Here is a 25,942-nt window from a genome sequence, read left to right as displayed (position 1 = left end):
ATCAGGACTTAGGTATTCCCGCCTAAACGACTTCAGTCGTTCCCCTCCGGTTTTCGTAGTAACGACTTCAGTCGTTCCCCTCCGGTTTTCGTAGTAACGACTTCAGTCGTTATCCCCTCCGGTGTTCGTCGTCAGTCAATAAACTTAATTCATCTGGCTCCTTCTGGCAGATCCAAAATGAGGGGCTTCCTAATAACGCACGAGTGAGCGCTTTTCTTCCCTCGACTGAAATGACCCCTGTTCCGATAATCTAGTTGACATAAAACTAGATCCAGAAACGTCCTGGGTGCAACGAGGCACAAGATGACCGAACCGAAAGTTACTAAAATTGATTTACTGCTGGCTTTGATGAGTGATGGGGAGTGGCACTACCCGAGTGATCTAGTAACCGTTAGCCATCGCTTTGGGGATACGATGCACCGAGCCAAGGAGAAGGGATATTTGATTGAAACCGAACGGATTAAAGGAAATGCTTGTAAATATCGATTAATAGGACATGAAGACTCCCGGTTTTGGAACGAGTTTCTCAAAAAACAATCCCAGGAATTTTCTGAGTCGGGAACGGGTAAATGTCCCAACCTGCAAGGGTATAGGATTGAAAATATCTCAGGTGTCCCCAATAGCAATACTGTCACGATTAAATTGCGATCGCCTTCGGGCCATCAACAACACCTGACGATTTCATCCCCTGGAATTCTTAAGTTTTTGTTAGAGTAAAGCCCCTAATTCCCCCGCTCACTTCATGCCCTAAAAAACCGGGTTTCTGTCCTAAATTGCGGCAAATCACCCAGATGAGGTTAAGAAACCCGGTTTCTGAACCTTGACCCAAAACCAAGAAACCGGGTTTCTGTCCTAAATTGCGGCAAATCACCCAGATGAGGTTAAGAAGTCTGGTTTCTGACCCTCTATCCAGAATCAGGCCAACTAACATGAATTAAATCTGAGGTGTGCGCCGATCGCAATTTCATGAAAAGTTAGAAGGGAGATTGGCAACCCCATGATACCCCCTATACCCGCTTTCTTCTCCTTGTCTATAATGAATTGTATGGATACCTGGGGGGAGAGGATGTTTGATTATTCTGCGGCGCGGCAATATTTGCAAGCCAAACAACAGGCATTACAAGCTCAACGGCTGGGCTTATGGCAGCAAGCTAGAGCAGATTCCCAAACTATTATAACAATGATTATCGACCGATATGCTCCCCAACGAATTATCCAGTGGGGTTCGGTCTTGGCACCTCAGCATTTTTCTGAGGCTTCGGATATTGACTTGGCGATCGCCGGATTAGATTTTAGATCATTTATGAATCTGGTGGGAGAGGCTGAGGACCTGACTGATTTTCCCCTAGACTTAATCCGATGGGAGGATCTTCATCCCTCTTTTCAAAAAATTATTCTCATGAAAGGACAAGTTATTTATGAACAGGGATGAACTCTTGCTGCTCGTCGGCGAGATTCACGAAAGTAGGGTTGTACTGGGTAATATCCAGGGTTTGTATGCGGCATACGAACCGGATTTCCGGGATGAACAGAAACGAGATATCCGGGATGCGGTGATGTTGGCGGATATTTTTTGCAATACCTACACCTGTGTCGAAACTATTTTGTTCAGAATATCAAGGGTGTTTGAGAATCATTTAGATGCTCATCAATGGCATAAGGAGTTGTTGCGAAAAATGCGGATTGAGGTTCCTGGTATTCGCAAGGCTGTTTTATCTCGGGACTCTTATACCCTGCTGGATGAGTTAAGACGATTTCGGCATTTTAAAAGGTATTATTATGATTTCGATTATGACTGGTCTCGGTTGGATTATTTGAAATCAGTTTATGAACGATTGCAGCCCTTGATTGACAAAGATTTGGAGGACTATGTAGGTTTTTTGCTCGCCTGTGCCAATGATGATGCTACCTAGAAATCTGGTAGCCCATTGGTTAGAAACCGGGTTTCTTGAAAACCTCTTTGGCAATGGGTAAAAACCTAGTGTTTTGTCCCTTGAACCGACGCATTAGGGTAACCAGTCTTCATCCAGAACTTGCTCTAAACGGAAGCAAGGGTCTTCGGGAATGAGGTCTGAATTGAGCCCGGTGGCATCGAAAAATAGTTTCCGCCCATTCTGATATTCCTGAATAAAGTTTTCCTGGAGATAGTTTTTGAGACTGGGACTATCTTTGAGGATGAGTTGAATTTGCAAGCGAAAATTTCTAATTTCTAATGTCCAGCCTCGGATACAAGTTTCTCGTTCTTGTTGCCAATATTTGACTTTGAGCAAGTGCTCGCACAGTCGCATCAGGTAGCTACAAATCGCCCGTTTATCTCTTTTGCCCAAACTTGTTATTTCCTCAATCAAATTCTCAAGGTCGATATGGCTGAAATCATGAGTTTGCAACTGGGCAATGGTTTGCTCTAACCAAAGTTGATAGTCTGTGTCGTATAAGGGTAATTTTGATTTCATAGCGATGCCACCAGTTATTTTAAAATCTGTACGGGACAAGGTTCTGGTTTTATTTTAGGTTGCTCAAGGAACAGTGGGGAGTTTTGAGGCGATCGCCAGCAAAGGCGATGCTTAAGCCTAACCGCTGCCGCGACGGTTGGGTTGACTGAAGGAACGGCGACCGTACAGGGTTGCCGATGCAATATCGCGCAGGGTTGCCGATTATGGAGAGGGGAATGGAATAAGAAACCCGGTTTCTCCCCCCCCAGATTACCCCTTCCCCAAATACATCTCTCCCCCAGCCATTCCCACCACCACCAGGGCTAATCCAATCCAAGCCCCCACGCCACCCCACAGCAAAATACTCAGGGCAATCACCAGGGTACAGCCGATATAGGTACTCGCAACCTGTCCATGACTCCACCCCGATTGCTGCAATCGTTGATAGAGGTGACTCCGGTGGGCTTTGAAGATGTTTTCCCGGCAGATGAGGCGGCGAATTAGGGTGGAGATGGCGTCTGCGGTGAGGGGGAGGGTGATGGCGAGGGCGGTCCAGGCTGAGGTGGGGCGATCGGCGTTGAGCAGAGCAATGGCGACAGCAGCCCCTAAGACCGTACTGCCCACATCCCCCATGAAGATTTTGGCCGGGGACCAGTTCCACCACAGGAAGCCAAGGAGGGCAGCAGCGAGCAGCCACCAGAGGGGTTGGTTAAGGTAGAGGGCGAGGAAGCCCAGTTGCACCGTGGTGACTCCGGCAACTAAGCCATCTAATCCGTCCATGAAGTTGTAGAAGTTAATCAGGGCGGTGATGGCGATGAGGGTGAGGAGGATGGCGATGATGCGGCCCGCTGTTCCCCAGGGGGTGAGCCAGGGTTGGGGAAAGGGTCCGAAACAGAAGATGGCGATACTGGCAGCGGTGAGTTGGACTAGGTAGCGGATACTGGCGGGGAGGTTGTGCTTGTCGTCCAGGAAGCCGATGAGTGCGAGGGGAGTGAGGATGGCCCAAAGTTGCAGTAAAAAGGGTTGGGAAGCGGTGAGGGGGAAGAGGTTTTCTGGGAAAAGTTTGGGGAAATAGGTTGAGAAGATAGGGGTTGATAGGGTGATGGCGGCAAAGGCGATGATGAAGCCTAAGCCGCCGCCCCGTGGGGTGGGTTGGCTATGGGAACTGCGATCGTTGGGGATGTCTAGGAGGTTTTGGCTGAAGCGTTGTTTGAGCCAGCCTGTGGTGAGGAGGCTGAGGAGGAGGGTGATTAAAGATAGAATTGGGAGTTGCATTATAGACGCAAAGTTTGCTGGAGACCCTCATCTATCGTAAATGGTGGTTGCCAGTTTAGGGTGTTGCGGATTTTGCTGCTATCCACTACGAGGGAACCCAGAAGGCGATCGATGGTGGGGGTGTTGAGGGGTATGTCTCTCTATTTTAATTTAAACTTATATATATGTACCCCGAATTCTTCATAGGTATCTACCCAAAATTTATCTCTCATTTCTTCTACCTTTCGCTCTTTTTCAAATAAAGTTTGTATATCTATAATATTTTGTGGAAACTGATATTTAACTCGTAGCGGTCTTTTATCTAAATTAACTGTTATTAATGTAAATTGACCGTCAACTTCCTTTAACATAGACCGAATGGGATCTTCTGAGTACCCTTCTCCTTCTATGTACACTTTGTATTCCTGGTGAGAAGTTGGAGAAAGAATTATAGGCTTAAGTTGCTGGAGTTCATCGTTAAGGCTAACCACTTCATTCCAAAGATTGGTACTTTGATTCAGCAATTCCTCAGAGGCAACCAACCATGAATCGCCCCCACCTTGATATTCAATGAGTGTATCCGGTGCTATACCTATCACGCTACCGTTACGAGTTACCCAGCTATCTAAAGCAAAGTAGATAATCCCTGTGGATCCGTGAACGATTGCAGAATAAACCATTGCTCGTTCTTCTCGCGCATCAGGTAAATACCATCTACCAGGTGTTTCAAAGGCCTGTGGAACGAACCATACTGGCTTATACTCCTTGTTTGATGCGACAGCTAATGATACGCTTTCAGGTATTCCTCTAGGGCCGCTCAAGGAAGTAGTTTCAGGAAGCATGAGTGGGTAATTGTCGTGGGAGGATACGTCTCCTGCCGTATTCCACTTGATCCACCATGCGGTTGCAGGAGGCGTGATCCAAGCAACGTCCAAGATAAAAACAGGGTGTATTTGGTCTACTTCCTTGATTTCCTGCATCCGTTTTTGAAATGCAGCAAACTTGGCATTCATGTTAGAACCCCAGTACGATCCGGTCGGTTCTTCATCAAGATACCAAGCAAGGATGTTAGGGTCATTTGCGTATTTTTTCAGCTCTTCATCGGTTGGCCCAAAATACTGGGTTCCGTGATATATCAGTTGTAAATCATTGGTTCTTAAATCTTCTATGATGGAGTCTAATTTTTGTCCCTCCCAGGTATGAACGCAATTAAATCTCGCATTTTTTAAAGAAGCTAATGAATACCTGCGCCCGTGGTGTTCCCCAGTAAGAGCATGGTAAATGCAGATAGGAAAGAAAGATCGCTCCGCGTCAAAGTTTATAAGTGATCGTCCCATCTTATCTGTATGGGGAACACCGTTTTGATAGACTGACTGAACCGCATTTAAACTAAAGCGGAAGTTTTCCGATGCGTTAAGCGCTTTAGATACTGCTATTTTTGAAACTAAAATACCAATTAAAAGCAAAAATAGAAACGAAAATAATTTTTTATAAATTAAATTTTTCACAATGCCTAAAAAATATTTTACTTAAAACCAGAGCCAGAAGGATTAATAATTTCCTGCTAAATTTATCGCTTAACGAATTACTCCTAGGCTACGCATTTCTTCTATTTCCAAACCAATTCCTTCATAAAAACTTCTAGGATTAAAGCCTAAGTCCTTGCGACTTTTGAATATCTCAAATGTTTTGTCTTCTTGTAATCTTAATACTTGTTCTTCTGTAATTGGAAATCCTGGGAATCGGTGAACCCATTTAGTTACTGTACCAGCTAATTTGGTGTTCACATTAATTTTTAACACCTGCCGTTGTAGCTTGAATAGTATAGTATTAACAATTTCTTCATAACTAATAGGTGTAGGTCCTGCTAAATTGTATTCTTGGTATTCCGTAGTCGATTGGTTAATAGCAGCCACTATCCCATCTGCTAAGTCTTCTCCATAAACTGGCTGCATCAAGCTTTTGCCCGCACCAAATAGAGGAAAAACAGGATAACGGTCTAGAAACTGAATCAGTCTGTGCATATTTTTATCCTGCATAGATCCGTAAATCATGCTTGGACGCAAGATGGTATAAACAATCCCACTAGCTTTGATTTTGGCTTCATTGTCTTTATAAATCTGAGAAAATTGATTGTATTTAGAAAAAATCCCAGTGGTGGTTACAAAATATGCTCTTTCTATCCCCGAATTTACAACCGCTTCAAGGGATTTGTGGTAATGTTTAGGATGTGTCATATCTAGATACCTTACTGAAGGATTGAGTATCTGTTTTAGGGTTTCTGGTTGGGTAACATCGCCTGTTACAGTTCTAACTTGGAGTTGTTCGACATACCTGGTATCTGAGGTAGGTCGGATCAAGCAAGTAAGAGCATCACTCCCAAATTTTTCTACCAATTTTCTTAAAACTCGATTACCAGTATCCGAGGTTGAACCAGAAAATACTATCTTCATACAAATTAATCGTTTTTTAATGATAGGCCTTTAATCCATGCTACTAACTTTAAAGCACCCAATATTGGACTAAAGATAATTGCACTAGGTTTATCCCATTTCCATAAGTATTTACCCAGAGAGTCAAGAAACCATTTATTAACTTTAGTTTTAATGGTTTCCGAAGTGTTAGAACTACCGCCCTTTACATGAAATAATCTAACTTTAGGATAAAACCATAGTTGATAACCAGCTTGCCAAATTCTTTTGCACAAATCAATATCTTCAAAGTGTAAGAAAAACTGCTCATCAAAACCCCCAAGGTCTTCATACATGGCTTTAGGCATCCCAATGCAGGCACCAGAAACACAATCTACTTGATGGGTTTCAACGGGCAACCAAGATAAGTCGTAGGATTTTTTATACCCAAAGACTTTATATAGCTTTGTAAAGTGAAGGAACACATTTAAGAAATTGGGAAAACTTCTTCGAGAACCCCGCTGCTCGCTGCCATCAGGGTTTAAAAGAATTCCCCCAAACGCACTCTTATTATCAGAATGTTTGGCAAAAAATTTAAAAGTTTCATCTAAAATGTTGCCATCTACAACTGTATCTGGGTTGATCAGGAGGATGTACTCTCCTGTGGCGTGCCTAAATCCTAGATTGTTTGCGGCACCAAATCCTAAATTAACTGGATTTTGAACTAATATGGTTTTGGTAAAATCTGAAATAACCATTTTACAGGTATTATCGGACGAGCAGTTATCCACTACGATTACTTCAAAAAAATTATCCCCTCCGGCCAAAAAGGAGTATAAGCTAGTGAGACATTTTGATAAAAGTTCTTGGCTATTAAAGCTAACCAATATGATTGATATTTTAAGCGTCATCACCAAAAATTAATTAATTAGATTTTTCAATAATTACTTAATAACTTAACTTTCAAATTTATTCATAATCATACGTTGTTTTAACCCTGCATAATATTCAGGGCCGAAAATAATCAGTGGAATAACCTTGATTAAAGAATACATTATCAAAAAAATTGCTTTACCAAAACTTATTCTATTAGATTTCCATAACTGCCAATAGTTTTTAGTATCTCCCCATTTCATTTGCCATAAATTTCTAGTTAATCCACTTTTTCCAAAGCTTTTGTAAATATAAGTTAGTTCAACATCAAGCATAGAAATTTGATGAGCATCCAGGCATATTTGCAGCCACAATAAGTAATCTTCACAATATCGTTGGTTGGGGTTAAACCTATAGTTTAGGTTTCTTTTAAGCATCACAGATGGAGTGACAAATGGATTGGAAAAGATAATTTCATCTTGACTAAAGATATAGGTTTTAAAGTTAGGCTTAATTTTAAAGTAATCCTCACTGTCTTCTGAACTGATTAACAAATAGGCGTGCCCGCAAACCGATATTTGAGGATTCGTAAGCATCCAAGAGTATTGAATAGCAATTTTTTGTCGATGCCAAGCATCGTCAGCATCCAAGAAAGCTAGATAGTCACCCTGAGCTACATCCCAACCTCGATTTCTGGAAAAACTAGGACCTTGATTGGAATTATTTTTCAGGAGTTTGATAGGAAGATAAGGATTATCACTTATAAATTCCTCTATGACTGTTGTGGTATGGTCTGTACTGCAATCATCTATGCAGATTATTTCTTGAACTGGATAAGTTTGTTCTTTGATTGAGTTGAGTGATCGCAGAATGGTCTTTTCTGAATTGAAGCAAGGTACGATTGCTGATACTGGTACTTTTTCCATCGATATAGATCATGTAAAGGAAAACTACGAACGAAGGCCAGCCAGTCAAATAATAGTAATTAAAGCTGTAAAGATACATTGCCAGGGCAGCCATATTATTTTTCTTACCTATTTTAGCTATAAAGTAAAGATATGCGATTAGGCCAATAATTCCAAAATTAACGACTAAAGAAGAAATGTTTGAATATGGTCTTTTTATCGTGATTATTTGACCAGCGGTATCAGGAATACCAATCAGTAGTTCAACAATATTTGAAGATGCTAAATATTCACTCAAACCTGTATATCTTGCGGTAAATGTTTCAATATATGCCAAATTTGCGTAGTAAGTATATACAAATAATACCTGAACTATAAATATCAATATCATATATAAAAACAAATCTATTTTCAATAATTTATGTAATATATAAAAACCAATCAATCCTAATGCACCATATATTGAAATAAAGGAGAAACTTATAAAATACCCAATAATGCATAATACTTTGACTAATATTTTTTTTGTGATAAATAAGTATATTCCAACGGTAAAAGCAAAGTATGAAGGCTCTGAAGTAAGGGAAGAAACCCTTGGTATGCCACCTCGTGCATCATACGGCCCCCCTAATCCTTCATAACCGATTTGATTATGTAACCAGGCTCCGTATTCCCCATATCCAGTTAAAAAAGCAATATACTGAAAGCATCCATATGCTACCAAAATGCCTACTGATATATCGGTTATATCAAAAATTTTATCCTTGGTAAAAAAATTTTTTAAATAGATAAAGTAACACACCATAACTATTGCCCTTACGACATCTACAATTAAGTGCAACTTAGTAACTATAGCAATTAACGATAGGGATAAAAAACAGACAATAAATATTTTTATGGATTTAGTATATTTAATCTTTATTTTAAATAATAACAAAAGAATAGGCAGATATGACGGATAAAGAGAAAACCCTAAAAAATCTATTGAAAACAGAGTCCACAAAGACAATAAAGATAATATTTTATGCATATTTTATATGTCTCATAGGGTATTTATCCTAGTCATAGCGAAAATCATTTTATAATCATATTAACGGATTGTTCCGTGTCTGCGACTTTCGACTACAGCCCATAAACCTAAATTCGCTAAAATTTTATGAAGGGTAATTGTTACAAATGAAAATATACTCATAAAAATTGATAAATAAAAAGGTAAATGATTCTGTAAACGGACTCTTAAGCATTCAGCTTCATTTAAATAATAATTACTGGAAAGTCCTGGCTGACTTGCAATAGCTATAACTGTATCTACATGAATGAATTTAACTTTTTTATTAAAGCAGCGACATAAAAAGTCATAGTCACCAGCTATTCTAAAAGAAGTATTGTAAAGCCCTTGTTCCTTATAGACGGACAAGGTGACGAAGACTGAGGGGTGAGGCAAGGTTTTATATGGAAGTTTATCGATTTTTCCAGATACTACTACCCATTTTGAATGTTCAAAATCTAGGGTTACTTTACAGTTTCCAACTATAATTTGTGAAATAGGACTATTTTCATAACTATTTATTACAGTTGATACGGCTTCAGTTGTGTATATATCTCCTGCATTCATAATACCTATAATATCGCCTTTACACAATGCGATCCCTTTGTTCATCGCATCATAAATACCCAAGTCAGATTCACTGATCCAGTAACTTATTTTTTCTTCATATTTTTTGATAATTTCTAAAGTCAAGTCTTGGCTTCCCCCATCAATTATGATATACTCTATATTTTCGTAAGTCTGGTTAATCACACTCTGAATAGTTTTCTCCAGGTACATTTCAGCATTGTAAACAACAGTAACTATACTGACCAGAGGCTTTTCAGGATGGCACTTTTCTTCATTATTACAATTAGGCAAAAGACGTCTGCCCCCCTTTAAATAAGGTTGGGATCTTTCTAGTTTTGTGCAGTAATATTCGATTTTGGGAATTGACATATGTAAATATAATTTATCCTTATTTGATTGGTGATGAGCATGAGTCATTGGCTTATTTGAGCAACATCTTAGGAAATTATTGTGTTACCAGAATCTCCTTTACTGACATTTGTTAATTCTTTATTATTGTTTTAGTCAGTAATGATCTTACTTCAATAGGGACATTTAGTAATCCATTTATATTGTTCTGGATTCTAATGGGAAATCACCTTGGATTCTTCAACGAAAAAACAGAGATAATTTATTGGTTAATGTCTATTAATGCTCATTTGTAAGTAGCCTGTAAAATAAATATTTTGTTTCATTGTTGTGTTATTTGTGGTTTCAAGGCATATATTTATTTGATCATACAATTATTAAACTAAAAATTGTACTGTTCTATATCCCAGTAAGCTTCTGATGAATCTGCATTTTTTCTGACTACCTCGTTGGCTGTATAACCACAGAAGCTAAGTATTGAAAGAATTTTTGATCTGGTTTTTTTTGGTAATCTATGTATCATCATATGATGGGCAAGAAATTTTAAAAAATTTGAATGATAATCTAGGTTTTTACTCATTTTTAATAAGATTTTCTGACTTTCTTCGGCATACAAATCAATTTGACGGCTTCTCTGATTGATTTGTCTGCGAAATCCTCCTAATGGTGATTTGACGTTATATAATTCTGCACAATAGAAAAAGCGTGACCACAACTCAAAATCACCTGCCAGTTTAAATTCAGTTGAAAGATGACCTCCAGATTTTTCCCAAAGACTTCTTTTCCAAAAAGTAGATTCTTGCTGGATTACAAAACCACTATAATTTTTGTTTTGCGGACAATAAAGACCATCAAGAAATGCTTCTTTTGAATATCCGGGAGAAGATGTGAAGCCGCTACAAAAACCGTGCCAATCCCATTCCCCCAGGTTAAGTGTTGTTAGCCATTCAACTTGAGGAAGTTCGGACATAATACTGGCTACTGTTTTAAAAGTCCACGGATAGTATAGGTCGTCGCTGTTAATCCATGACATAATCTCACCTGTTGAGTGGCTAAACCCTTTGTCGATCGCATCATATTGCCCACCATCAGGTTCACTGCACCAAAAGTGTAGGTATTTTTCGTACTTTTTTATAAGTGCTAAACTGTGATCTGATGAGCCCCCGTCAATGATAATATATTCCAAATTTGGATAATTTTGTGATAAAACGCTTTGGATGGTTGACTCTAGGAATTCAGCTTGATTGAAAGATGGTGTAACAATAGATATTTTGGGAACATTCATAATTAAACTTTGAAAGGTATGCGTTGATCAAATTGCTATGGAGTTACTTCCCTACACTTTTCTTTAAGCGTTGATTTTGTTTTTTCCGTTGTTCTCTGGTTGCATAAAAATGAAATTTTCTCAGTTCGCTTTTTTCTGGAACAAAAGCTATATCAATCTGAGACATCGCTCCATCAAGCAAACGATATTTCAAGTCAAATATGTCATATACGACGAACCCTCGCTCTTTCATAAAATCTATGCACTCATCAAACACAGGCGCACCTTTAAAAAAATTAAATAAAGAGACTTCAAGGATAACGCATTCTGTTTTTTTTAGGGTTTGTAGTCCTCCTGTTAAAACATCTATTTCCGCGCCTTGAGCGTCAATTTTGATCAAAAACGGTTCGACTGCATTTGTGCATATTTCATCCAGCGTTACGGTAGGAACTATTCGATCGAATCCATTAACATCTGAATCCTCTTCTTCTTGATAAATTGATGAGCCTACAAGGTCTGGATGAACATTAATTACTGTTGTCCCTGTTTGATTTGATGCTGCCGCAGCTATATATTCAGCTTTTTTAAGTTGAGAAACGATTTGCTCTAAATCTGAAGAAAACTCTTCGAGAGGCTCAACTAAAATATGTTTAGCTTCTGGAAAAATTTGGTATAGTGCAGGTGTACCATTTGCTGCACCAACATCTACTATAGTTTTGGGCTGCAAACCATTTTTAGCAGCTTGATACAGACACCCATACATAAAATCTCTGGGATATGAATGCCCGTAATTTTCAACTTTTCGGATTTCTATCCCTAAACTGTAGAAAACCTTTTTAATATATGTTTTTGACAATTTTAACATCATAATATAATTCGGTTGTTTGCTTGTTTTTTGCTTAATAGAGATTTAGAAAGATTTGCTGCTACATCTTGATTACTCAAATTGTAATATCAGTTTTTATTGAAAGCACAAGTTGTTTTCAAGGCGTTCTGATATAGTTGGATATATCTAAGCGCCTGTAACTCAAGACAGTATTCTTTAAGAGCGATCGCTCTACACTGCTGACTCATTGTTTCTCGGAGGCGATCGTCCTTAATTAGTTTTAAAATTACTCCACTGGCTGTCAGACGTAGGAGTGTGAATCTGATATTTGCTGCTGAAATTATAGTAAAATCCTGGTCATCGAGCAAGTTTTCAACTGCTTCAGCTTTGAGACAGGGGTTTTAAACCCTGGCTATGCCCTGGATGCGATACTCAATTACCAAGTTGTAATAGGATTGATTGATGATTTTTATATACTGCCGCTTGGCTTGTAAGTCTAATTATGTGCTGCAAATGCCATCACAGTCTACCGTAAAGCCATTATTTAGTTACGCAAAACTTGGCGATAAGCGTTAATAAAAGCAGGGGCAGAATTAATTTCTCGTAATTCTTGAATTCTCTTTTTACTATTAAGTATATTGTCATTACGAAGCTCCTCCCCATCAATCATTTGTAATATTGAATTAGCCATTGCTTCAAGATCAAGGGGATTAAAAATAAATCGTGAATCTCCTATAGTCTCTGGCAAAGAAGTTACAGAAGAACAGATAACGGGAACACCTAAAGCTATAGCTTCTAATAATGGAAAACTTCCGGCTTCGTATAAGGTAGGAACAACTACTAAAGCACAATTTTTATATAACCAATGCAGTTCAGTTTCAGGTACGATATCTGTAAAAATAACCTGTTGTGATACTGTTGATTTTATTAAAAATTTCTCTATTTTGGGAAAAAAACGATCATTCTTTTTACCAGTAAAGATTACAGTAATAGAGCGATTATATTTGGCTTTAATTAATTCAACAGATTTAATCAAAGATAGATGGTTTTTATGTTCCCAAGTTTGAGCAGGATAAAGGATAAAATCTTGAAAATTACTATATTTTTTGCTATAAACTTCAGTTTCTTCTTTTGTAGAAGAAACTAATTTTATTTGGGTATAAGGTGGTGGACAAACATAAATTTTTGATTCTGGTAAATGAAAATATTTGATTAAGTCTTGTTTAACATGATTAAAAGAAACAACTACACCACTAGCATATTTAAGAGATTTCCAGTAATGTTCTGCTCTAAAAGCACGTTCTTCAGGAGTAAAAAATTCAGGAAAATGTAACTCTTGAACATCGTGCATTGTTATAATAAATGGATATGGTAAAGCATAAAAATCATAAATAGGTGCTGTTTGATAAGGAACATGAAGTAAATCAATATCTAAGGAAGCAAACCAACGATAAAGAGGATTTAAGTAGAATGCGAATTTTTGATCGATATTTAATTTATCTAAAATTTTAGCTAAAGCAATTCCCGCTATTCTACTTATACGCTCAACATAATTAAAATTATAAGATTTGATAATAGCGGTTGTTCCTTGTGCTTGATATTTGGTTATTAATTCAAGAGAACCTTTTTGCACTTCTTCAGTACATAAAATGACAATTTCTATATCATAATTTTTACTATTATTTAATAATAACTCAAGAAGTCGCCAACCATAAGGAGCAGTTCCTCCACCATCTAAACTAGCACTACCTAAGTAATAACCTATTTTCATAAGAATTGAACCTTTTTAAGGTATATCTTTGTATAAAACTACATTATTAATCTTCGGATCTTCTCTTAAAAATTGGAAACCTATAGACTTATATAGTTTTTGGGCGCGGTCGTTGTTATGATGGACTTTCAGTAATATCCGTTGATATAAATTGATTTTACAAAAGCATTCTGCATGATAAAGACTTAATTTAGCTATTCCTTTACCTTGCCATTGTTGATCAATAAAAACTCCATACATCGGTTCTGTGTATCCTTCATCCATACCTCTTAACATATAAAAGCCAATTAATTTAGAATGAGCTAAACTATTATCTTTAACTTCTATGCCAAAGAATTTATCATTAATAGCAATATCAAGTCTTTTTTGAATAGATAATAGTTCAAAATCAAAAGGATGAAAATATTTTACATATTCTGATAAACTATTTAGTAATAGATTACTTAAATCTTGTGCATCAGAACTGTGCAATAATCTAAAACCTATATAGTTCATAAAATTAATTTATTATGCTCAATATTAATAATTTGTCTTATTCAAAGTATCACAAATATATTTAATTTGTTCTTCGGATAAATCAGGATAACTAGGAAGATTAATTCCTCGCCATCCAATATCCTCAGCTACTTGATGTTTCTGATATTTTTGAGAATACATTGGCATAGTATGAACAGGATAAAATACAGGACGAGTTTCGATTCCAGCTTGTGCTAAATGTTCTCTAACTGTATCTCGTTGATTGGCTTGATCCACTAGAATTGATACCATCCAATAGGAGTGAAAAACATCGCCAATTTCAGGATGTACTTTAAAATTTGTATCCTGAAGTAACTCTTTATAAAGTTCAGCAATTTGACGTTTCTTCTTAATAATTGTCTGAATTTTTTCTAATTGAGCTAATCCTATGGCTGCACAAAGATTAGTCATACGATAATTATATCCTATAACGTCATGCCAGTATTCTCGATATTTGGCTAAACCTTGTCCTTTAAAATGAACAGCACGATCAAAAATTGTTTGATCATTAGTTATGACCATACCTCCTTCACCTGTGGTAATGGTTTTATTACCATAAAAGCTAAAAGTAGCCACATCTCCAAAAGTACCAACGTGCTGATTCTGATATAATGAACCAATAGCTTCAGCACAATCTTCTATTAAAAATAACCGATGTTTCTTGGCTATTTCTTTTAAGGCGGACAGATCACAAGGATGCCCATAAAGATGAACTGCTAATATGGCTTTAGTTTTCGGTGTAATCGCTCTAATAACATCTTCAGGATCGATTTGCCAAGTATCAGGAAGTGAATCTACAAAAACCGGAATTGCTCCGGTATAAGTGATAGTATTTACTGAAGCAATATAGGTTAAAGTAGGAACAATAACCTCATCTCCTTGACCAATTCCTAAAGCTAATAAAGCTAAATGTAAAGCCACTGTACCGTTACATACTCCCGTAGCATAATTGACTTTAACATAACTAGCAAATTCTTTTTCAAAGAGTTGAACATATTTACCCTTTGAAGAAATCCAGTTAGCATCTAGACAATCGTTTACGTATTTTTTTTCGTTTCCCACCAAAGATGGTTGATAAACAGGAATTTTGTGCATAATTGTAATTGGGATACTACACTCTCAAAAACCACTTAATTTAATGCTTCATTAAAGACTTTAACATATTGACTAGCAATATCATCCCATGAAGGACGAGGATCTGTCATGCCCTTAATAGCTGATTGCTTATATTCTGCATAATTCTCAAAAAAAGTATTCAAAGCTTCAACAATAGAACTAGGACAGTCAGGATCAAACCAAGCAATTTTAGCACTTCTATAAGAAAGATGCTCTTGCATTACGGGTATATTGGAACACAAAACTGGCACTCCAAAAGTCAAAGCTTCTTCAACTGGAAAACTACCACCACCTTCTGCTAAAGTGGGCATGATTAATGCTGTTGCTTGACTAATTAGACTGATAACATCAGCATCATCAACATAACCTAACGCATAAATATCTTCTCTTAAAATTAGATTAGTTCGATAAATCACTCCAGTAAGTCTTGCGGCTGACCAATATTCTGGGAAATAAGGGTTGGAGTAGTTTAAATCTTGTATCCCATTACCCAACAAAATTAAAGGAAATTCTTTGCGCCGTTGAAATCGTGACCACGCTATAAGCAGATTATAATGATTTTTATGTGTTGTTATATTAGCAGGAAAAATTACATATTTTTTAGGAAGGTTATCTAATAACTTAGAACAATCTAAAGGTAAGTTTTGTTGGGTTTCGGGTAATATAGCATGATGAATTAGATCGGCTTTTTGACAGATTTTTCCAAATTGCTTAATCAATTTTTCTTTAGTGGAATTTGATGAAACAACTATCCTAGTAGATTTTTCCATCCATACTTTTGACAGTTGCCATTCTAAATAGCTTACTTGACCACCAAGTATTTCCGGAAATTCTAATAGTGTAGCATCTTGAAAAGTACAAATTACTGGTTTATCGGTAAGGGGAAAGGTGAGTCGGTGAGGCCAAGGGCAGTAAATTAAATCACAGTCTGCAACTGCATTTTGAAATTGTTTTTGTTTACCTTGAGCTAAAAATTGAGGTAATAAACGCCGTAATAGTGATTTTATCCTTATTGTACCTTTAATCCCTAAAATTATTTGATGTTTTTCTAGCCAGAACTGATTTAGTTCCAGAATTTCCACTTTTTTATTATTAAGCATTTCAGGGTTATTTATACAACCAGAAGGAAGTGCCAATCTCACTAATTTAACATCGGCCTGACATGATATTGCTTCTGTCAACTTTATCAATAAACGTAAACCACCACCCAGACTAAGATAGGGATTCCAAATTAAAATTTTCATAATTTTATTCTCTAATGTGATTTTTATTCTTCAATTTTGGGTAAGAATCCCCATTTTACTTGCATTTGTAAAAATTTTAGAGAAAATATATTGGTTATATCATGTAATAGGGGCATTTTTGATGGATATTTGGCAAAAAGCCATTCATATTCAGCCCCTATCTGATAAATCCTAGAACTTCCTAAAATTTCGCCTACTTTTTTCATAGATTCTGTTGAATAAAATGTAGTGTGTTGACCCGTCATAGGTGCTAAATAAGCCCAACTTTTATCTCTTTTACCTGGAATATATAAACCTGTAGTAACAAAAACATAAAACCAATCTTTATGTAAAATATCTCGCATCATATTCAATGTATCAGCAGGTTTATTTAAGTGTTCAAATACTTCACTCTCTATGATTAAGTTATAAGGTTTATTGGCAATTACTTCATCTATATTTTTTAAAAACTTAACCGTTGAGAAATAAGGTTTAATGTATGGTTCATATGTATAAACATCCCAGCCTAATTTGAATTTTAAACTACTTGACACAAATCCTGAACCAGCACCAAAATCTAATACTTTAAAACCTTCTAATGAGAAAGAACGAATTAGTTTGAGTCTAACAAGAGTTTGTAAACGATTGACAATACAATATTGTCTCCACGCTGCCCCATTATCTAAACCTAAACTATCAGTAGATTCATAAAAATTTTTTAATTCGTTGGAAGACATATCATCTAAATGGTAGGATTGCAGGGTCTTGCATACTTCACACTCATAATAATCAGCGTTAATAGATTGAGCGATTTCTAAGGAAAATAGATAGTTTGTTTTTCCCTTACAGAGTTTACAAATGCTTGTTTTCTGATAATTCATAAGGTTTAATTGGTCTATGGGGCGATATTAAGTAATTTCCATTCTCTATAAGGGGATATTATTCCATCCCTATCACCATATATTCCTTCTCCCAGAGGTGAATTATTCACAATCACAATTTGTTTAACATTATCGAGTCTAAAATGAATAGAACCACGAGGTTCATCAATACCAACAGATAGTAAATATACACCACTGTTTAGTAAATTACCTGGTATAAGACATTCAACCGTATATTTACAAGCTTTTAAGCAGTTAATTGGCTTCCCCTTATCCCAATCTGTAGTTGCAAGTACAACAGAATTATCTGATTCTGACCGTATTCTAATAACAATACGAAGTGGAGTTAGAAGTTCTCTTTGTAAAATATCCATTTCTATGCTTAAAGGCTCAAATAAATCAAAAGATTCACACTCTTGTCTATGAATATTAGTAATCCGAATATCTTGTATAATGGCCAGTGAGTGTTGATTAGATTGAGTCATTAAGTCTTTTACAGAAAAGGATGATATAGCTGCGGTATATTTAGCTATTTGATTAGCAGGATAACCTATCGATTTTATTTTTCCAGCATCTAGCCAAATAACTTTTTTACAAAGACTAGCAACCGCACCCATATTATGGCTTACAAATAATACGGTCCTACCTTTAGTAGTAGCTACATCCTCCATCTTTCCTAAACATTTTCTCTGAAAGGCAGCATCCCCCACTGCTAAAACCTCATCAACAATCAAAATTTCTGGTTCCAAATGAGCCGCTACTCCAAATGCTAATCTTACATACATCCCTGAAGAATAGCGCTTGACGGGCGTATCAATAAACTTTTCTACTTCGGCAAATGCAACAATTTCATCAAAATTTTTTCTAATTTCCGCCCTGCTCATCCCCAGAATGGCGCCACTAAGATAAATATTTTCCCTGCCTGTCAATTCTGGATGAAACCCAGTTCCCACCTCCAAAAGCGAACCCACTCGTCCTCCCAAAATGGCTTCTCCTTTAGTGGGTGGCGTAATCCGCGATAAAATTTTTAATAGTGTACTTTTTCCCGCACCATTTCCCCCAATAATACCAACTATTTCACCAGGATAAATATCAAAATTAATATCTTTTAAGGCCCAAAATTCTTCCGTTGTGGATTGACCCACTTTACCATTCCAAAGTTTCCGAAACCCCTCAGCTAACTCATCCCGAAGGGTTAGATATTGCTTCTTTTCCTCGGAACGAATGCGATACATTTTTCCCAAGTCTCTAACAGAGATAATTGGCTTCATGCTCATCCCTAAATAAAATCTGCAAAACTTCGCTCGACCTGCCTGAACACTGTTAAACCAATAGCAAACATAACAGCAGAGGTAAAGGCACTAATCCCAAATCCTATCCCACTAAAACTTCCTTGTCCAGTCACCGCAAAGCGAAAGGTTTCAATCAACCCTGCCATTGGATTAAGATAGTACCACATTCGGACAGAATCGGGAACAATGCTGACTGGATAGACAATGGGTGAAGCATATAGCCAAATCTGGATGAGAAATGGGGTGAGATAGCGAAAATCTCTATACCTGACATTCAGACTAGCCAATAATGTTCCCATACCCGTAGCCAATATCATCACCACAACCATCACAACAGGAATTAGCACAAGACTGGCAGTGGGTCTAAGTCCATATAGATATGTCAGGGGCAAAAGGATAAACAGGGATACGGCAAAGTCAATCCACGCGGAACCCACCGCTGCGAAGGGAATTACCAGACGAGGAAAGTAAACTTTGGTAATTAACCTTTCATCCGCAATGATGCTCTCTCCTGCTCTAGTCAGTCCTTGAGAGAATAGCCCCCATAACACCAATGCTGAGTAAGCAAAGACAGCATAAGGGATACCATCAGAGGGAATTTTCGCAAAGCGACCAAAAATCAAAGTAAATATGAGTGTAGTCATCAATGGCTGCAAGACTACCCAAGCAATGCCGATCGCCGTCTGCTTGTACCTAACACTAACTTCCCTAGCAGCCAGGATATACAGTAAATCGCGGTAATCCCAAAACTCCCTTACTGCTTGCACTAAAGACTGATTGCCTGGACGAATAATAATTTTTCTATCACTGGCTTGCACGCCTAGACTCCTCTGGATATGTTCTCAAAACTTGGGCATGGGTACATATTACATTTTTACCTTGTTCTGGACTGGATGAATGGTTAATATTTAAAATTTGCCCTAATTTTTTCACGTTAAGCAAGGACTTATGACATTTTCGCCTTTTTTCAGGTTTATGGACAATATCTCGGATGATTGAAGGGGGCAACCCTAAAAAGGACTAAGCGCCCACATCGCCAAGGGTTTCTATAAATTCCCCTCGCAGGGATTCCAGAGTGGATTCCTGGCAATGACCTTGGCCAGACGAACAAGTTCCCCAATATCTGGCATTAAAGCAGAATCTACAAGCACTCTTAAACACTACTCTGGAGCCATCTCCATAATCTGCCCGATCGCGGCGGCTTGCCCCTACAGATGGACAGGCATCAGGGCTTTCATCCAAGGGGTAATTTTCGCTTTAATCTCCTGGGCATGAAGAGTGCCCATTCTGGGGTCAATCTCCGGAAAAACTGGCTTTGCTCCCCCTTTGCTAATAGATTCCGCTGTCGCCAAAAAAGAGGCATGGCGTGGTAATCACCTCATCCCCTTCCCCAATTCCTAACGCCCCCAAGCCAATCACGAGGGCATCTGGATTCTAATTTACACTTATCAGGTGCTTCACCCCCCAATACTCAGCCACTTCCTGCTCAAACAGCTTCACATCAGGCCATACAATAAACTGACCTGATTCTCAAACGCCGTTAATCGCCCCTTGAACTTCAACCTTGATTTGCTCGTACTAGGGTTTGAGGTCTAAAACGAGAATTTTAATTTCAGTCATATCATCAGTGGTGGGTCTGAAATTGGATGATATAAATTACAGAACTTTTGTCGATGATGCCAGCTTGTGAATTTCCAGGTGGTGCGTGACACAGAGGGCTTCGCAGGCGATCGCCTGGAGTGAACAAAGGAGATCGCTCAGATTTTTTTTTGCACTCAGGGGGATTTCCCAAAGCCTATCATAAAAAAGATTAAGAATCGACGCCCAAACAAATGTCCCGTCAAAACAACTTACCCTGGAGTTCTGCATATTGCTTGAACTTGCTGTCTGAGGACATCAACTAGCATGATATGCGATCGCTGTGGCAATCATCAGTCGAACTTGTGGAGCGTGGTGATGCTCTGGTAATTCTCCGCAAATCTCAGCAATTGTCGGAGTAATCCGCAACAAAAGAATCCCAGAACCTTTGAATGCCAAAGCCCGCCTAAGCGGGCTTCTTTGGATGATGGGGTTATGGATTCGGTTCTATCCCCATCGCCCGTAACTGTTCTGCTAACTCCTGCGCTCGTTGTTCGGCTCGTTCAGCCCGTTCACGCTCGGTTTCAGCCCGTTCACGCTCAGTTTCCGCCCGTTGGCGCTCGGTTTCGGCCCGTTGGCGCTCGGTTTCAGCCCGTTGGTGTTCGGTTTCAGCCAGTTCATCTTTAGAAGGCAGTAATTCTCCGTCTAAAGTGGCCCAGCGTAGCCAAACAGTCTCTACATCCCGGTACTGTCCAGACCACCGGACAAGGGCCAATCCGAGTTTTTGGCTGAGTAACCGTCCTTGTTCGTCTGCTGCCAAGGGTTCATAGACTCCTTTTGTTAAGACAAACCCTGCCCAATCTTCGGGATTGTAGGGGTCGTACCAAAAATACTCAGTGACCCGCATATGATTTTGGTAAATCTGCTTTTTCTCGGTTTTGTCCTGTTTGGCGGTACTGCTGGACAAGAGTTCAATGACCACATCGGGCCCTTTTCCTTCTTCCCAAAGGACCCAGCTTTTACGCTCGCCGCGAGGGACGTCTAGGACGGCGAACACATCGGGACCTTTGAAATCGCGATCGCGCACTTGGGCGAGACTATAGTAAACAAACATATTGCCCCCCACAAAGGCATCCCGGTCTTTCAACCAAGTCCACAGGGGGTCAACTAATAAATCCATTTGCAGTTTATGCCGCAGGGTTTCCATTGGAACACCGTCATCACAGGGCAGTTCATCTTGGGTAGGTGGAAGGGGAATTTCCGTCGGTTCTGTCAATGCAAATTGAGGAGCAGACATGATACCTCACCGATCGCGACTACAGTTTTAATTTCTATGATAAGTGGCTTACCCCTACCCCCAGAAAAATATCGCCCTCTCAATGTAAGAGCGATTTGCTGGGATAGCCGTTACGGATACAGCAAAATCTTATAAGTGTCAAGGGTCGGCTGAACTGCTCTTTCTACAGCGGCTGCTAATTCCTTAAGTGGATATTTATCACTCACCAATTTATCCACATCAATCCTCTTATTAAAGACAATATCTGTCGCTAACCCTTGAACTCGATAGCTGGAACTGTAGCTTCCCATCAAGTCAATTTCGCGGCGATATAAAATATTGGGATTAAGGGGAATTTCCACCTCATCGGGAAATTCGGCAAAAAATAGAATTTTCCCCCCTTTGCGGGTACAGTCGAGGGCTTGGAAAAAGGCTTTTTCGCTCGGAACTGCCAAGATACTCGTATCCACTCCCATTCCCCCCGTTCGTTCTTTCACCTGACTGGCTAAGTCTGGGTTACGAGCATCAAAAGCAGCTTCTGCCCCTAATTCCGAGGCTTTCTCTAGGCGAGAGGGGAGCAAATCTGTGGCGATCGCCCTCGCACCAAAATATTTCACCAGCATCACAAACATCAGTCCGATGGGACCCGCCCCCGTAATTAACACGGTCTGTCCTGGTTCCACTCGGGCCTTTTTCACCGCTTTTAAGCAGCAGTTTGTTGGTTCCACAAAACTCGCTTGCTCAAATGTGACGGAATCTGGGATGGGAATCAGCCCCCCATTCCGGACAATATGTCCAGGGACTTTCACATATTCGGCAAATCCACCGCCACTAGGAGCAAATCCCGCAGTGGTGGTGATATTTTTATAAACCTCACACATAGAAAAGTTTTCATTCAAGCAATAAGTGCAGTGCATACAGGGGATATGGTGCATCACCACCACTCGCTGTCCCACTTGCCATCCTGTTACCGCCTCTCCCACTGCAGAAATGACCCCCGCCGTTTCATGTCCAAAAATTCGCGGGGGTTCATAGAGTGGATACCGAATTTTTTTAATATCTGATTGACATAGCCCCACAACCCGGACTTGTACCAAAACCTCATCAGAAGAGAGTTCTGGCAGGGGGATGTCTTCATAACTGAGTTGGTTGACTCCTCTAAAAACCTGTGCTTTCATCGTTGGTGATTGTTAAAAAACTCTAACTTACCCTACCAGACTCGATTCACGCCTACTTGCAATAAAAACCCGCAGCGTCAAGCCTGGGGCTATACGGACAAAGCCTGCCTACGCAGGCTACTCTATAAAAACTTTTACCTGGATTTGGTATCACTCCAGTAGTCAGAGGGAATGGGGTCGTTGAAATCTTCACTCATCCAAACTTTACCGCGATGTAACCCAGAGACGCGAGGTTGAGGGGTTTGAGGTTGGATGTATTTTTGAGCCAGAAATTCAATGTAGTCTAGGACTTGTTGCTGCTGTTGAGGGGGTAGCTGTTCAAGTTGGGCGATCGCCGATTCAATTAAACTCTCGGTGGTTGAAGTGGACATTTTGACCTCCGTCAAGGTTGTGAGGGACATAACAAGGCCCTACCAGACTCGATTCACGGGATAAGCATCGAAGATAGCATCAATACTTAGAAGTGTTTGCTGTTCTACCGTGGCTTGAGCGATTAAAATCCTATCAAAAGGGTCTTTGTGGGGAATCGGTAAATTCTCCAGCGCCCAAACGTGGGTGACTTCGATGGGGAGAAGTTGCAGGTTATTTGTTTGTTGTTGGGTTTCGATTAACTCCCGCAAGGGCAACTCTAGATTTAATTTTCCCAGTTGCAATTTGATTTGCATTTCCCAAACGCTGGCAACACTGAGAATCAAGTCATTGCTGGGGTCGGCCAATAAGCTGCTAACCCGTTCGGAAAGCCTTTCAGGTGTTAAAGACCACCACATAAAGGTATGGGTATCTAGCAGCAAGTTCATGAGTGCTCACTCCAATATTCAGGGGGAATGGGGTCGTTGAAATCATCGCTAATCCACCCCATCCCGCGATGCAAGCCAGGGATGCGAGGTTGAGGGGGTTGGGGTTCAATGTATTTTTGAGCCAGAAATTCAATGTAGTCTAAGACTTGTTGCTGCTGTTGAGGGGGTAGCTGTTGCAGTTGGGCGATCGCCGATTCAATTAAACTTTGGGTGCTTGAACTGGACATTTTTACCTCCGGAAAGGTTGTTGGGTGGGCAGTTTGGATGAATTTAGCCTAACACGAGGGCTAAGGTTCCCGCAGGTGCGATCGACTTGACGCTCCCCTACAGAAAAGTTGGGACTTGTCTGGGCGATCGCATCCCTACCCGAATGCTATAACTGGGACGCGATCGCCCCTAAGACTCTCTATGTTTACTTTTGCTTTCTATCTATATGAATGAACTCCAATCTGATGTGTTGGTGGTGGGTGGCAGTACGGGAGGAACCGCTGCGGCAATTCAAGCGGCGCGTTGCGGTGCTCAAACGGTTTTAGTCAGCGAATTTCCTTGGTTGGGAGGAATGCTGACAGCGGCAGGGGTTTCGGCCCCTGATGGGAATGAGTTGGCCGCGTTTCAAACAGGTCTATGGGGTTCACTCCTGCAATCTCTGCAATGTCAGCAAGAGGGCGGATTAGATCACGGATGGGTGAGTTTTTTTACCTTTGATCCACGCACTGCGGCCCAAATTTTTGCGAACTGGGTGAAAGAACTGCCGAATCTGCACTGGATTTCTGGGCAAGTTCCCGTAGAAGTGTTGCGCGATGGAAATGCGATCGCAGGGGTTCGTTTTCAAGATGTGATTATCAAAGCGAAAATTACTCTAGATGGCACAGAACTGGGCGATTTACTGGCATTGGCAGAAATTCCCTATCGTTGGGGTTGGGAATTTCAAGGGGAGTGGAATGAACCCAGCGCCCCTGTTGCCTCCAATCTTTTAACAGAACGATATCCAGTACAAGCGCCTACTTGGGTGGTGGTGATGCAGGATTATGGGGAAGGGGCGACTGCCCCGGAAATTCCTGCACCTCCTGTTGAGGATTGCAGTCGCTTTTTAGGGGCTTGGGACAACTATGGCCCTGAATCTTTTCTCAATTACGGCAGATTGCCTGGAAATCGCTTCATGATTAATTGGCCAATTCAGGGCAATGATTATGGCGAAGGGGTGGGGCGACTGGTGGAAACGGACGCATCACGTTTAGAGTTTCTCCAAGAGGCGCGATCGCATTCCCAAAGTTTTGCAAGGTTTATCCAAACTCAGTTGGGACCTCGTTATGGGTTGGCTGAGGATATTTTTCCTGTCTCTATAAAAGGAGTCGAAGGGGACGGCAATTTTTTTAAAACCCCTGGTTTGGGCGGTGGGGCCTACGCTTTACATCCTTATTATCGAGAAAGCAGGCGGTTGGTGGGGGTGAAAACGATTACAGAACTGGATATTTTGCCTGCGGTTGGGGGGCGCGTCGCTCCTTTATCTGTAAATGAATCAGGAGTCTGCGATGCGATCGCCTTGGGGAATTATGCCAATGATCATCATTATCCCCATTTAGAAAGTCTGGACCCTTCTTTTAAGCTGGGCCCCAAATCCATTCGCTGGGGTGGGCGCTGGACTGGGACGCCTTTTACGATTCCTTATGGTTCTTTGGTGCCGTTGGCAACAGATGGACTGTTAGTTTGTGAAAAAAATATTTCTGTATCCCATATTGCCAATGGGGCCACTCGTCTACAACCTGTGGTGATGGGAATTGGACAAGCGGCAGGACTGGCAGCGGCCCTTTGTGTGGAAAAAAATTGTCAACCCAGGGATTTGCCTGTCCGAATATTGCAGATTGCGTTATTACAGGATGCGATCGCCCCAGCAGCTTTGGTTCCTCTGTTTAATCTGACTCCTGAACATGGCGACTGGTTGGATTGTCAAAAATTTTATTTAGAAAATCCAGAACACTATCCCCTCAGTGGCGATCGGCCAAACCAGGGAGAATTTTCTAAAACTCACACTGCATCCTCAACAGATATCAAATCCTCAATTCACTATCCATTTATTAACAATTGCCAACCATTTATGGGCTTGTTTCAGAAGAAAAGATTGCAAGAGTATGCGCTCATTCTGACTCACCCGGTAGAAATGGCGGGGCAAACTTGGAGTCTCGTCACCTTGCGTGCAGAAATAGACTGTCAATTAGAAAAGTGCGAGGATGAGCAAAGCTTAAATATTTGGGGCCGCCAGAATTCCTCGGGAAATTGGATAATCGTAGAAGAACTAAGAGCTTAATTTTCTATTGTCTTCCTCAAGCATTAGGGATAAGATTGAATCCAATTTTTCTCAAGGATGAGGAAGACGGATAGAAGC

The 25,942-nt window shown here is 39.9% G+C and carries 27 protein-coding genes; 4 read left to right on the top strand and 23 right to left on the bottom strand.

Going from position 1 to position 25,942, the window contains the following annotated elements; all coding sequences use genetic code 11:
* Positions 1–303: 303 nt before the first annotated feature.
* The 3 genes from NG792_RS06880 to NG792_RS06870 all read left to right on the top strand — a co-directional run bounded on the left by NG792_RS06880 (position 304) and on the right by NG792_RS06870 (position 1,913).
* Entirely contained in the window at positions 304–717 is a 414-nt protein-coding gene (locus NG792_RS06880) for a hypothetical protein (RefSeq protein WP_261196591.1), read from the top strand.
* A 349-nt stretch (positions 718–1,066) separates the two neighbouring features.
* Positions 1,067–1,432 (top strand): nucleotidyltransferase family protein, encoded by a 366-nt coding sequence (locus NG792_RS06875; protein WP_261196590.1) that lies wholly within the window; start codon positions 1,067–1,069, stop codon positions 1,430–1,432.
* Entirely contained in the window at positions 1,419–1,913 is a 495-nt protein-coding gene (locus NG792_RS06870; protein ID WP_261196589.1) for a ribonuclease toxin HepT-like protein, read from the top strand. The genes NG792_RS06875 and NG792_RS06870 overlap by 14 nt, the downstream gene beginning before the upstream one ends.
* Before the next feature lie 93 nt (positions 1,914–2,006).
* Here the strand turns inward: NG792_RS06870 and NG792_RS06865 are convergent, their stop codons facing one another.
* The 23 genes from NG792_RS06865 to NG792_RS06750 form a co-directional block, all read right to left on the bottom strand.
* Positions 2,007–2,453 (bottom strand): DUF29 domain-containing protein, encoded by a 447-nt coding sequence (locus NG792_RS06865; RefSeq protein ID WP_261196588.1) that lies wholly within the window; start codon positions 2,451–2,453, stop codon positions 2,007–2,009.
* Between the two features lie 249 nt (positions 2,454–2,702).
* On the bottom strand, positions 2,703–3,707 hold the full coding sequence (locus NG792_RS06860) for an MraY family glycosyltransferase (RefSeq protein WP_261196587.1): 1,005 nt from the start codon (positions 3,705–3,707) through the stop codon (positions 2,703–2,705).
* Between the two features lie 140 nt (positions 3,708–3,847).
* A complete protein-coding gene (locus NG792_RS06855) occupies positions 3,848–5,194 on the bottom strand; it encodes a glycoside hydrolase 5 family protein (RefSeq protein WP_261196586.1) in 1,347 nt (448 codons plus the stop codon).
* A gap of 69 nt (positions 5,195–5,263) precedes the next feature.
* Positions 5,264–6,139, bottom strand: coding sequence for an SDR family oxidoreductase (locus NG792_RS06850; protein WP_261196585.1), 876 nt, complete (start codon positions 6,137–6,139; stop codon positions 5,264–5,266).
* A 5-nt stretch (positions 6,140–6,144) separates the two neighbouring features.
* Positions 6,145–7,008, bottom strand: a complete 864-nt coding sequence (locus NG792_RS06845; protein ID WP_261196584.1) for a glycosyltransferase family 2 protein — start codon at positions 7,006–7,008, stop codon at positions 6,145–6,147.
* Between the two features lie 45 nt (positions 7,009–7,053).
* Positions 7,054–7,839: a glycosyltransferase family A protein gene (locus NG792_RS06840; RefSeq protein WP_263011568.1), complete on the bottom strand. Its 786-nt coding sequence runs from the start codon at positions 7,837–7,839 to the stop codon at positions 7,054–7,056.
* Entirely contained in the window at positions 7,775–8,905 is a 1,131-nt protein-coding gene (locus NG792_RS06835; protein ID WP_261196583.1) for a hypothetical protein, read from the bottom strand. Before NG792_RS06835 ends, NG792_RS06840 begins: the two co-directional genes overlap by 65 nt.
* Positions 8,906–8,965: 60 nt before the next feature.
* Complete coding sequence (locus NG792_RS06830) at positions 8,966–9,910, bottom strand: glycosyltransferase family 2 protein (RefSeq protein ID WP_261196582.1); 945 nt, start codon at positions 9,908–9,910, stop codon at positions 8,966–8,968.
* A 313-nt stretch (positions 9,911–10,223) separates the two neighbouring features.
* On the bottom strand, positions 10,224–11,126 hold the full coding sequence (locus NG792_RS06825; RefSeq protein WP_261196581.1) for a glycosyltransferase family 2 protein: 903 nt from the start codon (positions 11,124–11,126) through the stop codon (positions 10,224–10,226).
* A 43-nt stretch (positions 11,127–11,169) separates the two neighbouring features.
* Positions 11,170–11,973, bottom strand: a complete 804-nt coding sequence (locus NG792_RS06820) for an FkbM family methyltransferase (protein ID WP_261196579.1) — start codon at positions 11,971–11,973, stop codon at positions 11,170–11,172.
* 502 nt (positions 11,974–12,475) lie between these two features.
* Positions 12,476–13,702 carry a glycosyltransferase family 4 protein gene (locus tag NG792_RS06815; protein WP_261196577.1) on the bottom strand — a complete coding sequence of 409 codons (1,227 nt, stop codon included), beginning with the start codon at positions 13,700–13,702 and terminating at the stop codon, positions 12,476–12,478.
* Between the two features lie 15 nt (positions 13,703–13,717).
* Positions 13,718–14,197: a GNAT family N-acetyltransferase gene (locus NG792_RS06810; RefSeq protein WP_261196576.1), complete on the bottom strand. Its 480-nt coding sequence runs from the start codon at positions 14,195–14,197 to the stop codon at positions 13,718–13,720.
* A 24-nt stretch (positions 14,198–14,221) separates the two neighbouring features.
* Entirely contained in the window at positions 14,222–15,313 is a 1,092-nt protein-coding gene (locus NG792_RS06805) for a DegT/DnrJ/EryC1/StrS family aminotransferase (protein ID WP_261196574.1), read from the bottom strand.
* Positions 15,314–15,348: 35 nt separating this feature from the next.
* On the bottom strand, positions 15,349–16,578 hold the full coding sequence (locus NG792_RS06800) for a glycosyltransferase (protein WP_261196572.1): 1,230 nt from the start codon (positions 16,576–16,578) through the stop codon (positions 15,349–15,351).
* Positions 16,579–16,601: 23 nt separating this feature from the next.
* Positions 16,602–17,438 (bottom strand): class I SAM-dependent methyltransferase, encoded by an 837-nt coding sequence (locus NG792_RS06795; RefSeq protein WP_261196570.1) that lies wholly within the window; start codon positions 17,436–17,438, stop codon positions 16,602–16,604.
* Positions 17,439–17,452: 14 nt separating this feature from the next.
* Positions 17,453–18,709 (bottom strand): ABC transporter ATP-binding protein, encoded by a 1,257-nt coding sequence (locus tag NG792_RS06790; RefSeq protein WP_261196569.1) that lies wholly within the window; start codon positions 18,707–18,709, stop codon positions 17,453–17,455.
* A gap of 8 nt (positions 18,710–18,717) precedes the next feature.
* Positions 18,718–19,548, bottom strand: coding sequence for an ABC transporter permease (locus NG792_RS06785; RefSeq protein ID WP_261196568.1), 831 nt, complete (start codon positions 19,546–19,548; stop codon positions 18,718–18,720).
* Positions 19,549–19,938: 390 nt separating this feature from the next.
* Positions 19,939–20,082: a DegT/DnrJ/EryC1/StrS family aminotransferase gene (locus NG792_RS06780; protein WP_261196567.1), complete on the bottom strand. Its 144-nt coding sequence runs from the start codon at positions 20,080–20,082 to the stop codon at positions 19,939–19,941.
* Between the two features lie 719 nt (positions 20,083–20,801).
* Entirely contained in the window at positions 20,802–21,605 is an 804-nt protein-coding gene (locus NG792_RS06770) for a Uma2 family endonuclease (protein WP_261196565.1), read from the bottom strand.
* Positions 21,606–21,715: 110 nt separating this feature from the next.
* Positions 21,716–22,762 carry a zinc-dependent dehydrogenase gene (locus NG792_RS06765; RefSeq protein ID WP_261196564.1) on the bottom strand — a complete coding sequence of 349 codons (1,047 nt, stop codon included), beginning with the start codon at positions 22,760–22,762 and terminating at the stop codon, positions 21,716–21,718.
* A 134-nt stretch (positions 22,763–22,896) separates the two neighbouring features.
* Positions 22,897–23,133 (bottom strand): type II toxin-antitoxin system VapB family antitoxin, encoded by a 237-nt coding sequence (gene vapB, locus NG792_RS06760; RefSeq protein ID WP_261196563.1) that lies wholly within the window; start codon positions 23,131–23,133, stop codon positions 22,897–22,899.
* A gap of 39 nt (positions 23,134–23,172) precedes the next feature.
* Complete coding sequence (locus NG792_RS06755; RefSeq protein WP_261196562.1) at positions 23,173–23,559, bottom strand: type II toxin-antitoxin system VapC family toxin; 387 nt, start codon at positions 23,557–23,559, stop codon at positions 23,173–23,175.
* Positions 23,556–23,786 carry a DUF2281 domain-containing protein gene (locus tag NG792_RS06750; RefSeq protein ID WP_261196561.1) on the bottom strand — a complete coding sequence of 77 codons (231 nt, stop codon included), beginning with the start codon at positions 23,784–23,786 and terminating at the stop codon, positions 23,556–23,558. The genes NG792_RS06755 and NG792_RS06750 overlap by 4 nt, the downstream gene beginning before the upstream one ends.
* 206 nt (positions 23,787–23,992) lie before the next feature.
* Between NG792_RS06750 and NG792_RS06745 the strand changes: the two genes are divergently transcribed.
* Positions 23,993–25,864: an FAD-dependent oxidoreductase gene (locus NG792_RS06745; RefSeq protein ID WP_261234922.1), complete on the top strand. Its 1,872-nt coding sequence runs from the start codon at positions 23,993–23,995 to the stop codon at positions 25,862–25,864.
* Positions 25,865–25,942 lie beyond the last annotated feature (78 nt).

This window comes from Laspinema olomoucense D3b (assembly GCF_025370785.1).
Classification (GTDB): Bacteria; Cyanobacteriota; Cyanobacteriia; order Cyanobacteriales; family Laspinemataceae; genus Laspinema; species Laspinema olomoucense.
Note: the sequence above shows the minus strand (reverse complement) of the source record. Positions and strands in the feature narration are given on the sequence as shown.